Annotated in this window: 10 protein-coding genes; 5 read left to right on the top strand and 5 right to left on the bottom strand. The window is 40.8% G+C overall.

All coding sequences use genetic code 11. The annotated features are described in order from the left end of the window. Positions 1–1,024: 1,024 nt before the first annotated feature. Complete coding sequence (locus IQ211_RS14970) at positions 1,025–1,855, bottom strand: alpha/beta fold hydrolase (RefSeq protein ID WP_189759728.1); 831 nt, start codon at positions 1,853–1,855, stop codon at positions 1,025–1,027. Positions 1,856–2,170: 315 nt separating this feature from the next. On the opposite strand from IQ211_RS14970, the gene IQ211_RS14965 reads away from it, so the two are divergent. From IQ211_RS14965 to lhgO, 3 genes are all read left to right on the top strand, one after another. Further along, positions 2,171–3,205 (top strand): TAXI family TRAP transporter solute-binding subunit, encoded by a 1,035-nt coding sequence (locus IQ211_RS14965; RefSeq protein ID WP_189759754.1) that lies wholly within the window; start codon positions 2,171–2,173, stop codon positions 3,203–3,205. Between the two features lie 73 nt (positions 3,206–3,278). Beyond that, positions 3,279–5,249, top strand: coding sequence for a TRAP transporter permease (locus IQ211_RS14960; protein ID WP_189759729.1), 1,971 nt, complete (start codon positions 3,279–3,281; stop codon positions 5,247–5,249). Further along, positions 5,242–6,432, top strand: coding sequence for an L-2-hydroxyglutarate oxidase (lhgO, locus tag IQ211_RS14955; protein WP_189759730.1), 1,191 nt, complete (start codon positions 5,242–5,244; stop codon positions 6,430–6,432). The genes IQ211_RS14960 and lhgO overlap by 8 nt, the downstream gene beginning before the upstream one ends. 162 nt (positions 6,433–6,594) lie before the next feature. Here the strand turns inward: lhgO and IQ211_RS14950 are convergent, their stop codons facing one another. From IQ211_RS14950 to IQ211_RS14940, 3 genes are all read right to left on the bottom strand, one after another. After that, positions 6,595–7,536, bottom strand: coding sequence for an omptin family outer membrane protease (locus tag IQ211_RS14950; protein ID WP_189759731.1), 942 nt, complete (start codon positions 7,534–7,536; stop codon positions 6,595–6,597). A gap of 391 nt (positions 7,537–7,927) precedes the next feature. Next, positions 7,928–8,497, bottom strand: a complete 570-nt coding sequence (locus IQ211_RS14945; RefSeq protein ID WP_189759732.1) for a HutD/Ves family protein — start codon at positions 8,495–8,497, stop codon at positions 7,928–7,930. 126 nt (positions 8,498–8,623) lie between these two features. Beyond that, positions 8,624–10,045 carry an aminotransferase-like domain-containing protein gene (locus IQ211_RS14940; RefSeq protein WP_189759733.1) on the bottom strand — a complete coding sequence of 474 codons (1,422 nt, stop codon included), beginning with the start codon at positions 10,043–10,045 and terminating at the stop codon, positions 8,624–8,626. Positions 10,046–10,450: 405 nt separating this feature from the next. Between IQ211_RS14940 and yegD the strand changes: the two genes are divergently transcribed. Both yegD and IQ211_RS14930 read left to right on the top strand, forming a co-directional pair. Next, positions 10,451–11,803: a molecular chaperone gene (gene yegD / locus IQ211_RS14935; protein ID WP_189759734.1), complete on the top strand. Its 1,353-nt coding sequence runs from the start codon at positions 10,451–10,453 to the stop codon at positions 11,801–11,803. Between the two features lie 455 nt (positions 11,804–12,258). After that, positions 12,259–13,224, top strand: a complete 966-nt coding sequence (locus IQ211_RS14930; protein ID WP_189759735.1) for a hypothetical protein — start codon at positions 12,259–12,261, stop codon at positions 13,222–13,224. A gap of 676 nt (positions 13,225–13,900) precedes the next feature. Here IQ211_RS14930 and IQ211_RS14925 read toward each other — a convergent pair. After that, positions 13,901–14,299, bottom strand: coding sequence for a hypothetical protein (locus IQ211_RS14925; RefSeq protein WP_189759736.1), 399 nt, complete (start codon positions 14,297–14,299; stop codon positions 13,901–13,903). Positions 14,300–14,361 lie beyond the last annotated feature (62 nt).

Genomic DNA, 14,361 nt, shown 5'->3' with positions numbered 1-14,361 from the left:
GTGGATCCCTTTAACTGCACAACAAGAGGGACAGGTCACATCAATCTTTGCCATCTGAATGTTCTCCAAATAGGCATACTATACATGATTCAATAAATTGATGTCACGACCAGCATCTTCAATGACGATTGGTATATGTCAGTATAAAATATAATAATGGGAGCGCTTTTAAGTGCTTTTTAAATAAACATGTAATAAACGGCTCCTGCTATTGTTTATTATGGTTATTACATTGATAATCTTTAAGAAATTAAAAACCAATAATCTTAGGGAACATGGCTAACACATTACCAATCCAACATGACCTTTCCTAATGACCAACCAAACACTAACACTTTACTAATACCTTTTCCCAATACCTTAATGATCATATGCGTATACACCAATCTAACTTCAAGATGCGCGTGATTTCATAGAGTGTTGTAAATGGAAACTTGAAGTTTAATGCGTATAACCATGTATGGAATACAGGATCACGCAACCTAAATACAAAAAATAACGCAATTAATTATCACACAATAAATAAACTCAGCCAAAATATACTTTATATATCCTTTGTCATCATTTTTCTATAAGATAATGAAAAAGCACGCGTTAAAATAATGTAAACAAAAAGATAACAAATTTAGAGAATGACTTGCCAATAACACAGGCGATTTGTAAAAATGAGCATGTTAACGTTAGCATTATACACATAATTAGTTTGTATTCCTTTATTCAGGTTGATCTCTAACTTTACGAGGTACAAATCATGAAAAGAAAATTAGTGGCTTGTGTGTTGTCATTATTCATAGGAACCTTTATTGCAGCTAACGCAAGTGCTGAGCTCCCATGCAAGTATTATAATCCTTGGTGCTGTCAATTCTCTCTTGCTATTCCTTATTGCGTATAAAGTGCTGAACGTTGTTAGCACTCTTCACATAGTGAATCTTTAAAAATAATGGCGGGAACTTTTCTTGGTGATTTATTTAATAAAAGCTTCTCGCTATTATTTATCATAATCAATGGGTTACCACATTTAGTTTCATTGAAAATTCTTAAGGAATTCAATTAAGATAGAATTAAATAATTCCGGTGCTTCCCAGAACGGGGCATGACCGACTCCCGCTAAATTAACTACTTTCCCTCGCCAAAGATTTCGATAACTTAGACCATTAATATAGTCAAAATTAATATAGGGATCATCTGCCCCATTAACAATCGCTAACGGGATTTGGCTGGTTTCGGCCAATAATTTTTGATCTGTTGCTTGAGGAGAAAGAAAAGCCTCGAACATATACTGCCGTGCCAATCCCTCGGTTCTTATCACGGCTTCAATCATAAAAGGCTCATGAGGGGTATTAACACCATAGGTATCAGATACAAAAATTTTGATATCCTCCTCAGTAAATTCCGCCTTGCCAGCAAGCCCCAAACCAGGACGGAAGCCAAGAGCGACGTTATCTGCACCGATGGATACCGGCGGCGTACCGCAAATCATTAAGCCAATCATCTTAGGAAACAACGCCAACATTTCCAATCCAATATGACCGCCTAATGACCAACCAAACACCACCACTCTGTTAATACCTATTTTTTCTAATACTTCAATGACCGTATGTGCATAACCAGGCATTGAATATGCCTGACGTGGCTCACTGGCATTGAATGATAAACCATGCCCTGGCAAATCTAACACCAAAACCCGATATTTCCCTTTTAACTGGTTAATTTGGTGACGAAATATTTCTTTACAACTTGAATTGCCATGAATTAACAGAACGGGCAATCCATTACCACCAGTATCTATTACCGATATATTGGCATAACGAGTTCGGATATTATGGTGATGAATATGCTGATGTGGAGTAACCATTATTTATCTCCTTAAGAGTCAATAACAGAGCGCTCTTCTCTCACTTAAAATCTATCAGTGATTGTCTATTTTTTAGGTATACAAAACACCTATCACAAATTTTTAACATCAAACTCTGAACCAGATAAGTAATGTTGTATATACCAATCTAACTTCAAGATGCGTGTGATATCTCCCCCGCTTCGCGGGGAGATATCAGGTTTCATATTGTGTTGCAAATTACAACTTGAAGTTGCATGAGTATACAAGTGAATGCAAATATTTAACATTTATTACACAACATCATCTGGTAACCGCATTATGACGATAAAAAATATGGCTTCCTCGAAAGTAAAGCGCCTATTGACAGCTATTGTTATCATTGTACTGGTCATCATGGCCGTAACAGGAAAAATAGAAAATGCCAATAAACGTTTTCTCTCCGTTGCTACAGCTTCTACAGGCGGAACTTATTATCCAATGGGAGTCGGCCTGGCCAATGTCTGGAGTCACCATCTGAAACAGGAAAATATTCAGGTTACAGGGCAATCTTCAGCCGGTTCGATTGAAAATATTGATCTACTCCAGAAAAATGAAGCTCAACTCGCGATTTTACAGAGTTTAATTGCTGTCGAGGCCTATCAAGGTGTCCGAAGTTTCAAAAACCACCCTTATCAGGATCTGCGTTCTATCTCTGTTCTTTGGCCAAATGTTGAACACTTTGTTTTAGTCGACGATAAGGTCAAGGATGGCACGTTAAACGATATTGCCGGAACACGTTTTTCTGTAGGGCCTCAAGCCAGTGGTACTGAACAATCTACCCTGATTATTCTGCAAGGCGTCAATCTCAGCAAACAAAAGATTCACCCAGAATATCTCGGCTATGGCGATACCGTTTCAGCCATGCGGGACGGTCGTCTTGATGGCGGCGCCTTACCTGCGGGTGTCCCCGCTTCAGCAGTCACCGATATGTATGCCAGTGGTGTTCCTGCCCGCATTCTCAATGTGACAGATGAACAACTGAAAAAGATTAACGCTATTGCCAACTCATGGTTTCGCTTCACCATAAAACCGGAAACTTATCCACGCCAAAAACAGCCTATCCACACGATTGCGCAACCCAATATTCTGATGACAACCCGCACAATAGATGAAAAAACCATCTATGAATTAACGAAAGTGATGTTTGAAAATCAGAAGGAAATCCATCAGATCCATAGCTCCGCAAAATACATCCTGCCTGAAAACGCATTGAAAGGTGTTTCCGTACCATTACATCTTGGGGCATACCGGTATTATCGCGAAATTGGCCTGGCTATTCCTGACTATCTTGTGCCACCAGAACTTAAACCGACAAACAACCAACACTGATTGTTGACCTGAAATCATAAGGCTTAACTTAATTTTCCCAGCCTATTATTGACCAGAATATTATGGAGTCGCTATGAACACTGATAATGTAACGCCATCCACAATGGAGCTGGATAAAGAAGCAGGATCAGGCAACCGCCAATTAAGCGGTTTCTATTCGAAGATCACGATAATACTTGCCATCGCTATTTCCCTTTATGCTATCTATTCCAATGCGTTATCCAACACGCAGGAATTTTATCGTAATGCAACATTTCTCGCTGGCATTCTGGTATTGGGCTTTATTCTGTTTCCGATTTCCAAACGTCATGCAACAGCCAAATTTAATTATTGGGATTACTTGTTTATTCTGCTCACATTAGTCAGCTATGGGTACTTTTATTTTACTTACACTGACTTACATGTTGTACGCAACAGCATTCCTAATACCACAGATTATGTGGTGTCCGTCATTGGCATCGCTGTACTCTTTGAAGCAGCAAGGCGTACAACCGGCTATTTCATACCGGGTATATCCCTTTTTGCCATCATCTATGCCTTATTCGGCAATTATTTCATGGGTATTTTCGGCCATGCCGGGTTTTCACTTGAACGTCTGTTATTCCGCTTATTTATGACCAGTGAAGGCATTTTCGGCATTACCCTATCTACAGCATCAACAGCCATTATTGTTTTTATCCTGTTTGGCGCATTCTTAAGTGCCAGCGGCGCGACGGCATTGTTCAATGACCTCGCTATGGCAATGGCTGGACGCCGTCGTGGTGGCCCTGCCCAGGTTGCGGTCATCTCCTCTGCCCTGACGGGTTCACTGAGTGGCAGTGCTGTCGCCAACGTTGCCACAACCGGAACCTTCACCATTCCCCTGATGAAAAATATCGGCTTGTCTCCCCGTTTTGCCGGCGCTGTCGAAGCCGCGGCATCAACAGGCGGCATGATCATGCCACCCATTATGGGAGCAGCCGCATTTATCATGGCCGGTTTCCTCGGCATTTCTTACACCACGATTGTCGTTGCCGCCATTATTCCGGCGCTGCTCTATTATGCCGCCCTGATTATTGCCATTGATCTGGAAGCCAAAAAACAAGGATTGAAAGGCGTCAGCAAGGAAAATATTCCCCAGGTCAAAACGGTACTCAAAGCCCGTGGCCTATTATTGCTGCCACTCTTTATTGTGATTGGAACCCTATTGAGCGGGAAAACACCGATTTATGCCGGTTTCCTCGGCATTATCGCGATTATTATCGCAAGTTGGATCACACCCGATACTACCGTTCGCATGACTCCCAAGAAAATCGCGGCGGCCCTGAATGAAGCGGCCCGCGGGGCTATTCAGGTCACTGTCGCCTGTGCAGCCATTGGCGTTATTATCTGTGTTGTCACCATGACAGGTATTGGATCGACCCTCGCTTTCAATATCGTCTCCCTGACCAACAATACCCTATGGATGATCCTGCTGGTTGTCATGATAGTTTGTATCGTCCTCAGTATGGGGTTGCCTTCGACTGCCTTGTATATTGTTGTTGCCGTGACGGTGTCACCTATATTAATCAAAGCAGGCGTTTTACCCTTAGCGGCTCACTTCTTTGTTTTCTGGTTTGGTGCACTTTCCAATATTACGCCGCCTGTCGCACTCGCCAGTTACACGGCTGCCAGCATTGCCCGTGCTGATCCAATACAGACCTCATGGAACGCGGTTTATCTGGCTCTGCCCGGTTTTATCATTCCTTTTATTTTGGTGTACAACCCGGCCTTATTGATGCAGGGTGATGATTTAAACGTCCTGTCCATTAGTTATATGATCCTGACTGCACTGATTGGCATCTATTCACTTTCTGTTGCCAGTGCTAATTTCTGGATGTACAAAACCCATTGGCTAGAAAGAATTCTCTTCGCCATTGCCGCAATCCTGTTAATCAAACCAGGAATGCTCACAGACCTGGCCGGAATAGCACTGATTATCGTGGCAGGAACCCTGCATTTCTTACGCAATAAATTGGAACGTGTAAAAAACAAGCATAATGAGGAACCCCCTAAAAATGTATGATGTGATTGTTATTGGTGCGGGATTGGTCGGACTTGGCACCGCTAATGCCTTACAGGAACAGCATCCACACTTACGCTTGCTGATATTAGATAAAGAAAATGGCGTAGCTGTACACCAAAGCGGCCATAATAGTAACGTTGTGCACTCCGGCATTTATTACACACCCGGCAGTTTAAAAGCACGACTGGCGAAACAAGGCAACCGTACGATATATGAGTTCTGTCAGCAGCATGGATTATATTACGACCGTTGCGGTAAGGTGATTGTCGCCACACAACTCAAGGAGCTTCCCTTGCTGGAAAATATCTACCAGCGAGGCTTGAAAAATGGCCTTGACGTCAGCCATCTTTCGCAAGCCCAATTGAAAGAGCGCGAGCCTTATGTCAACGGCCTTGAGGCGATATTGGTGCCGGATGCTGGGATTGTGAATTACCCAGAAATTGCAGCCAAGCTGGCTGAAATCATTCAAACCAGAGGGGGTGATATTTATTATCAACATCAAGTCCAGGGTATTCATGAACATGGTGATTATGTTGAAGTACAAACTCAGCAAACCCATTATCAGGCAAAATGGTTGGTGAATTGTGCCGGGCTGCACAGTGACAGGATCGCCAGCTTAGCTGGCTATAAGACAGGTATGAAGATCGTTCCTTTCCGCGGTGAATATTATGTGCTGGACAGTAGTAAAAATTATCTGGTTAATCATCTGATTTATCCCGTACCTAACCCTGATTTTCCTTTCCTCGGCGTTCACTTTACGCGGATGCACAATGGCAAACGCGATGTTGGCCCGAATGCAGTATTAGCATTTAAGCGTGAAGGATATAACAAAACAGATTTTAATTTACGGGATTTAGCAGAGGTACTGACTTACAAAGGATTTTGGAACATTGCCACACGTTATTTCTGTGAAGGCATGGCAGAAATGCGGCGTTCTTTTTCTCGTCAACTTTTTACCGAAAATGCCCGCCAGCTTATGCCTGATTTGCAGCCGGAAGATATCACTCCAGGTCCAGCCGGTGTACGTGCGCAAGCACTCACGGCTGATGGTAAGTTAGTGGATGATTTTCACTTTGTGAAAGGCCGCCGTTCACTGCATGTCTGTAATGCACCTTCACCGGCTGCCACGGCTTCGATAGAGATTGGCAGAGAGATTGTGAGACGCTATTTCACCGAACTATAAGAGTTGGTATGTTTTTTTAACTGACAGATACCGAAAAAATGGTAACTGTCAGTGATATCATTATACCAATCTAACTTCAAGATGCGTCTGATATCTCCCCACTTCGCGGGGAGATATAATGTTGCCAATTGCAACTTGAAGTTTAATGCGTATATAAGAGAACTAAAAATGGTACTGTAATCCAAGATCGATACTGTAGTTTCGGTTTTCAATTCCGACAGAATTGTCACCTAAATCTTCGGTGTAGCCAACATCGTAATAGATGAGCTTCGTTTGACCTTTACCTTCGCGATATTTATTCCAGGTAAACGCCGTATATACTTTCGTATTTTGAGTTAAATAATAACCGGCATCTATACTGGCACCAAAATAATGCACCTTATCAGATCGCTGAGGAAGGGTTAAACGACGCATATAGTGCTCGTCGTTACCCCAGGCTTTTACCCACGGGCTATATTTTAATAAAAGATTAAATTCAAAATCCTGATAGCGGTACTGTCCAGTTAATCCAATATAGGGCAGGCTATATTTTTGTTTATAGCCAACGCCGGCCACTCCCGCAGGAAATTCTCCGATATCAGCGCCATTATCATAGACATAATTACCACCATAAGCCGTCCAACTGAAACGTGTTTCCTGATAACCGACTACCGCCCCCAATTTATAATTAGATTGTTTAATCAACCAACCTGCGGCATTTAAATCAAATTCATTGGCATCGTTTAGAGGAGTATCCGGGCTGGATGACCAATGAGTCCAATGACTCTGGTTGACATCGAGCCAGTCGTAATCCACCATTTTGCTATCACGTGACGATAACCTGACCCAGCCACCCACATTCATGGTTAACCTATCAAGGAGATCCCAGGAAACTTTACCTCTGGCAATCAGAGCATCGCCAATTTTCCAATTCAATTGGCTGCTTTTGTATTGTGGATCTTTAGCATATCCATAGAGATTTTCGTTAGATTCTCCTTTTAGCCAACCAAGCCCAAACGCAAAAGATACATTACCATCGTACCAATCTAATTGTGATAGAGCAGGTTCTGCCATGACGCCAAAAGAAAAAGCCAATAATGGCGTCACTATCAAGATTTTTTTCATAATTATTAATAACCTTACCAGCGTATAAATTAAGTTTTCACCACTTCTGTTATTTTGATAGCAATCCAAAACCAGCAGAGATAATTTGTCTAACTATAAATAACAGAAACAATAATATCTTGGATATATTACTTTTATCGTTATATGCCCATAGTTTAAGATTATACGCTTTTAGCTATTTTTCATTTTTTAGGTTAAATTTTTTTAACTACAACTTGAAAACATTGATTTTGATCGTATATACCAATCCAACTTCAAGATGCATGTAATTTCTCCCCGCTTCGCGGGGAGAAATCAGGTTTCATATCGTGTTGTCAATTGCAACTTGAAGTTTAATGCGTATAAAACTCAGCAGGCCGCTTATTGTATTAATTTTCAATGATTATCCCATTCACCCAATCGGGCGTAAATCAACCCACAACAGCTTGCTATCCGCAATCAATGGCTTAATTACCCCTTCCCGTATATCCGGTAACCACCATGCACCTTGACCAAAAGCAAGCTGGACACAATTCGCTCCGGTCATTTCCCAACGCCCTTTTAAAACATAAAGTACACCACTGTGTGATGTTGGTAGTAAACGTTCATCAGAAATGACAGAAACCTCAGAAGCCCAACATGAACGGCGAGTCATGATATTGAAACACTGAACAGGACCATCCAATAATTCCGCATGGGTCAAAATATCGCCTGAAAAATTAAATGGCGTCATCTTTTTCACCAATTCGTGTTCCAAAAAACCCGGACTGGTCAAGCGAATACCCTTTCCTTTTAATAAAATGATTGAACATTCAACATCAGGGAATTGCCCTAATATCCCGCTTTGGTGGACAGTCGTAAAACAAGCTCGCCAGGCGAAATCATCAGACACAGGCCAGCAAACAATATCCCTGGTTTCGCCTTCCCCTCCAGACCATTGCACCCTTGGTAATGTTGCATAATCGAAGCATTTCATTTTCATGCCACTCCCTCACCACTTTTAAATTTTGTTTACAGAGCTAAAAGATAACCAGTGTCAACTTGTTAACAGGAACATTGGCAAATAATTTCCCTTACGACAATATTGAGATAGTTGAAGTGTGATTGATTACCCGCATTCTTTTAAGAGCATATGGCATATATTCCCCAATGCTTTCATTGCCAAAGCCTGTGTTTCATTCCAGGCAAATGACGCATTCAAGCGAAAGGCATTATCAAACTGGTTACTAGTGGAAAACATGCTACCTGGTGCGATACTGATATTCTTTGCCAATGCCAGTTGATAGAGCCGGTTGGCATTAAAAGGGGGGTCAAATTCCAGCCAGAGAAAATAACCACCACGCGCACTGTTTACTTTCACCGATTGGGGAAAGTATTCACTGATTGCCCATAGCATCCGATTTTGCCGTTGTTCCAACTGCCGCCGTAATCGGCGCAAGTGATTATCATATCCTCCCTGCGCCAAATAGTCCGCAATCGCTAACTGGATTGGCGTGCTGGCAGACACCGTACTCATCATCTGTAATTGCTGAATTTTCTTCGCATGTTTGCCTGCTGCCACCCACCCCACCCGATAACCGGGCGCCAGACATTTTGAAAATGATGAACAGTGCATGAAATTATTTTCAGTATCCCAGGCTTTTATGGGTGCCGAAGGTTCCTGCTCAAAATACAATTCACCATATACATCATCTTCAATCAGGGCGATCTGGTTTTGGTTCAAAATCTCTACCAATCGTTGTTTATTTTCAGGCGGCATCGTGCTGCACAGTGGGTTTTGAAAACGCGACATCAGCCAGCAAGCTTTTATTGGATATCTCTGCACAACCTCTTGCAACGTATCCAAATCAATGCCCGTATGGGGATCTGTCTTAATGGCAATGGCTTTCAAACGTAACCGCTCTATCGCCTGCAACGCGCCATAAAAAGCGGGAGATTCAATCACGACCCAGTCCCCTGGCGAAGTGACGGATTGTAAACTGAAGCTTAATGATTCCATTGCTCCGGCAGTAATGACAATTTCATCAGGGGAAACATGGATACCGTGGGAAGCATAGCGACGAGAAATGTTACGCCGTAACTTTTCATTGCCTGGAGGCAGATTTGCCAGCGAATTGTGTGGCACGAAACGGCGGGCGACTGAAGCCAGTATTTTCGACAACTTAGGTTCGACCAATAAAGAAGGATCAGGAAATGCCGAACCGAAAGGAATAATTTGCGGATCTTTACATGCCTGCAAGACATCAAATATAGACGCACTGATCTCCACATTTTCACTTAAATTAAGTCCCTTTCCCCCTTTTGCTGCCGCAAAAGGTTTTAATCGAGTGGCAACGTAATACCCTGATTGTGGACGCGCCACGATCCATCCCTGGCTTTCCAGCAATTGATAAGCTTGTAATACCGTCATCAAGCTCAAACCTGACGATTTCACCGATTCCCGTAATGAAGGTAACCTATCACCCACTTGCCAAATATCGTCTTCTATTTGTTGGCGGATCACACCAGCCAATTGTTCGTAACGCGTCATATGCTTGGCCTTCGTCTAAATTGTTATAGTTATAAAGTGAAAATTTTTCAATATTATACTTGGTATTTTCTGAAACAAAAATCACTCTATGATAAGCGTTAATCAATCCGCCGGAAAAAGATAATTCCCATATACGCATTAAACTTCAAGTTGCAATTGACAACACGATATTAAGGCGCATCTTGAAAGGTGATAGGTATAAACAATGTGTATTAATTAATAATCTTTTCAATACGGTTAATAATAAATTTATTATTAATGCAATACTTCTCCCTTAATACATTCTAAAAGAAAGATAATGGATTATTTTAGTCTTTATGATTGCCCTATCTATTATTCAGCACTAATTTAGGATAGCATCTGTGCCCTTTTTAACATTTTCTACGATTAAATATGAGGAAACCTATGTTCATCGGTTTTGACTATGGCACATCAAATTGCGCAGTAGCAGAAATGATCGGAGATACACCACAGCTTATTGCTATTGAGAATGATAGCTTCTACATGCCTTCAGCTCTGGCGGCACCGACCAGAGAGTCTGTTTCTGAGCACTTGTTTCGCCACTGGAACATCAAACCCAGTAATCAAACAGGTGAGCAATTACTTCGTAGCGCGATCACGGCAAACAGAGAGGAAGGTATTGAACTTTTGCCAGGTGATATCGTCTTTGGGCAAAAGGCACTTGCTCAATATTTAGAAGATCCTCAAGAGGTTTATTACGTTAAATCGCCAAAATCTTTTCTGGGTGCAATGGGATTAAGAGATACTCAAATCAGTTTTTTTGAGGATCTGGTTTGTGCCATGATGGCGAATATCAAACAACAAGTAGAAGCCAATAAACAGCAAGTTATCACAGATGTCGTCATTGGGCGCCCAATCAATTTTCATGGGCGTGGTGGTGATAAATCGAATCAACAAGCTGAAGAAATCTTACTTAATGCAGCCAAACGGGCAGGTTTCCGCAACATTGAATTCCAATTTGAACCCGTGGCAGCGGGCTTGGAATATGAAGCCACATTAACAGAAGATAAAACGGTATTAGTTGTCGATATTGGTGGCGGAACCACAGATTGCTCAGTTATCCAAATGGGGCCAAGCTGGAAAAACCTATCTGAGCGCAATGACAGCTTACTGGCGCACACAGGTCAACGCATCGGGGGAAATGATTTAGATATTAATCTCACCTTTAAACAACTTATGCACCCTTTTGGATTAGGCAGCAAAGTCTCTTCAGGTATTGATATGCCCCTGACGCAATTCTGGAACCCGATTGCCATCAATGACATACAGGCCCAAAAAGCATTCTACTCTCGCCAGAATTTAACGACATTAAAATCCTTGCACAGAGATGCCCAAGAGCCAGAAAAACTCGCCCGTTTATTGAAAGTGCACCAAGAGACGTTAGGATACAGCCTGGTTCGCAGCGCAGAGGAAGCCAAAATTGCGCTTTCAGAACTGTCTGAGTATGGCGTTAAACTTAATTTATTAACAGAGATTATTGAAGTTAATATTCAGCGTGATCAGATGATTGCGGCCATCGAATCCACTAAAGAGAAAATGGCAAAATTGGTGAGTGAAGCCGTGGCACAAAGTGGAACCCAACCAGATGTGATATTTATGACAGGAGGCTCAGCCAGCTCCCCTATTCTGCGTCAGGAAGTTGAACAAAAATTGCCAAGTATCCCGTTGGTTGGCGGGAATTACTTCGGTTCAGTAACGACAGGCCTGGCACGCTGGGCAAAAATTTGTTTTGCTTAATAGGCATAAGCAGATTCAATGATACTGAGTCTGCTTTATTAGCATATACATTAATTGACTCTATAAAGTAGGGAGCGTATTGTAGCTTCTAGTAGATAGTCTATAATCATCAAAGGCAATGATAACCATCATCTCCAAATTTTTATGCTGTCCTTATTGCCCTATGGGAAAAATAATAGTCAATATAACCTGTTGCCATTAATATATTAATTCAGCGCCAGACTGTAAAGTGATGGTGAGATGGTCATAAGAAAATGAAGCGTAACATAATGACATGAAATCGAAAGCTTTCATCTATTATAAATCGATCTTCTTTTGCCCCAAATAAAGATGTGTTTTATAAACATATCATTTTTAACCCCATAAATTCAGCCTGAAACGAGGAACGTGTTGAACACTCTACTTTAGAATGCATTTTCAACACTACATGATCATAATATAAAAGGGGAAACTATATGTATAAAAAATTTTTCAAATCATTAAAAGTATTTTCTTTATTAAGTTTTATTTTATTTACAACAACGACTCAGGTTCATGCTCAACCTCGACCTTCTCATTTTGACCCATCTGATCCAGCTTATAATCATGTTGGCTTCTTAATAGAAGATGAAACACTGCACACTATTAGACCTCTGCCATATTCAGCAGTCCACAATTATGGACCTTTTATGCGTTACTATATAGAAAACCCACAAATGACAATTCGTTTTAATATAGAAGGTGGTGGGAGTGAAGATATTCTTTTACAGCCTCTTGTTGATGAAGCAGCAACATATTGGAATGAAATTCTTAGGGATCAAGGACTCACTATAGCACCACTTCCAGCAGGTGGTGGCATTCCAAATTTTATTATACGAACAGTTCCAAATTCTTATTTTAGCGATGTTTTGCATACGCCAGAATCTATGGCAACGACATATGAAGCAGGTTATAGAGAATTAAGAGAACTTAATAGACGATATCCTTTTATTACATCAGCTGGAATATACCTTCGCGAAAGTGATGAAATAACTAACGAAGATTTACAACAATTAGAGACTAACTTTGGAACCAACGATAGGAGAGTTCTACTAGAAAATCTCACTTATACACTTATTCTCCATGAATTTGGACATGCAGTAGGGCTTTCTCATCCAAGAACAAGCAGAGATGCAATTGAGTATTATCCACCACCAAGAGAAAGATGGCATGTTTATGATGAACTGGGTGTTGCCTCTCTTGAACCTTTACAAGATAGGCCACAGCCAGGTCTTATGGAAAATTTTCAATTTGAGTATTTGCAAGCGCTTTATCTTTATAATCAACCGCAATATCAACATCTTGCAAGACATATGATCCATTTATCAGATGGCGAAAGGCTTTGGATCCAGGGCATGGTTTCTTGTACTCGTAGGTATGATCCACCCCCCATTCCTCACTAAATTTGTTTTTCTCAATCGGAAATATACCCATAGAACAGCTTGATATGACAGGTTTATGTGTTGAAATCTAATGCTATGTATTAACGTGATACTATCGGTTAGAAATAAAGACTAAAAATCAATGATCAGCACTCCCCGTTAGATTAGGGATCAGTGGCGAAACCATCGCATACCACTTCCAGTAAATTCCCAAGCCTAAATAAAATTGTGAAAGGTTTTTAATTTTAATACAAGCATAAATAACTCACCCACCCACTCAAGTCGGTGGGTGAGTTATTAACGGACTGAAAACTTGGAGCTGTCATATTTGATCCACATTGCACCTCTCGTGCAACACAATTTCTCAGTTAACGCTGGCCGACTACTAAAGCCGGTTTTAACCTTTCATATATACGCATTAAACTTCAAGTTGCAATTTACAACACGATATGAAACCTGATCTCTCCCCGCTTCGCGGGGAGAGATCACACTCATCTTGAAGTAAGATTGCTATAGAAAAATAAATAAATATTTATACACATTTAAAAAGTAAAATGATGAAATCTGCTTTAATCATTAGCACCTTAAATATTTCAACAATCATATCTTCCGTAGTGACGACAAAACTCATTACAAAGTATGCATTTGTTGAATGTCAACATCTGTTTTCTACATAATAAATTTGCAACTAAATAAGTTAGTAAGCATCAGGTCCAACCCACAAAGATTTAATATAATTATTGGAGTCACATTGAATAACAACTTTTTGTCCACTAGATGCGGCATAAATTGCCGTTGCAAGGGTGGCTTTCCCTATCGGGGTATCAACTTGATAAGCTCCCCAATACCAAGCCTTGGCACCTTTTTCATTTTTAATTGTATAAGTTGCCCAGTTTGTATTATCATCATATCCTACAGATAAAGAAATAAGATAACCCTGGTTGACAGAGCAGTTTTGTGCAGAACCCAGCTTACTTACTGGGTCAACGATATTTGATTTAGGTTGTATATTATTTGTAGTATCTTTAGGTGTTATAGCAATTGCTATATTGCTAATTGCACCCAAAAACAAAGCAAGTATAGAAAATATTTTCATCTTATTTAACCTATTTTTTAACGTATTTATTCATATGTAGTATATTCAATTTTCCAACTGAT

The sequence above is a fragment of the Xenorhabdus griffiniae genome (assembly GCF_015163655.1).
In the GTDB taxonomy this organism is placed as follows: Bacteria; Pseudomonadota; Gammaproteobacteria; order Enterobacterales; family Enterobacteriaceae; genus Xenorhabdus; species Xenorhabdus griffiniae.
This window is presented reverse-complemented; position numbering and strand designations above follow the sequence as displayed.

What these genes read in the sequence shown, in the direction of transcription:
- IQ211_RS14930 (WP_189759735.1), top strand. Translation starts at nt 12,259, where the DNA reads ATGTATAAAAAATTTTTCAAATCATTAAAAGTATTTTCTTTATTAAGT.
- IQ211_RS14940 (WP_189759733.1), bottom strand. Translation starts at nt 10,045, where the DNA reads ATGACGCGTTACGAACAATTGGCTGGTGTGATCCGCCAACAAATAGAA.
- lhgO (WP_189759730.1), top strand. Translation starts at nt 5,242, where the DNA reads ATGTATGATGTGATTGTTATTGGTGCGGGATTGGTCGGACTTGGCACC.
- IQ211_RS14960 (WP_189759729.1), top strand. Translation starts at nt 3,279, where the DNA reads ATGAACACTGATAATGTAACGCCATCCACAATGGAGCTGGATAAAGAA.
- yegD (WP_189759734.1), top strand. Translation starts at nt 10,451, where the DNA reads ATGTTCATCGGTTTTGACTATGGCACATCAAATTGCGCAGTAGCAGAA.
- IQ211_RS14950 (WP_189759731.1), bottom strand. Translation starts at nt 7,536, where the DNA reads ATGAAAAAAATCTTGATAGTGACGCCATTATTGGCTTTTTCTTTTGGC.
- IQ211_RS14925 (WP_189759736.1), bottom strand. Translation starts at nt 14,299, where the DNA reads ATGAAAATATTTTCTATACTTGCTTTGTTTTTGGGTGCAATTAGCAAT.
- IQ211_RS14970 (WP_189759728.1), bottom strand. Translation starts at nt 1,855, where the DNA reads ATGGTTACTCCACATCAGCATATTCATCACCATAATATCCGAACTCGT.
- IQ211_RS14945 (WP_189759732.1), bottom strand. Translation starts at nt 8,497, where the DNA reads ATGAAAATGAAATGCTTCGATTATGCAACATTACCAAGGGTGCAATGG.
- IQ211_RS14965 (WP_189759754.1), top strand. Translation starts at nt 2,171, where the DNA reads ATGGCTTCCTCGAAAGTAAAGCGCCTATTGACAGCTATTGTTATCATT.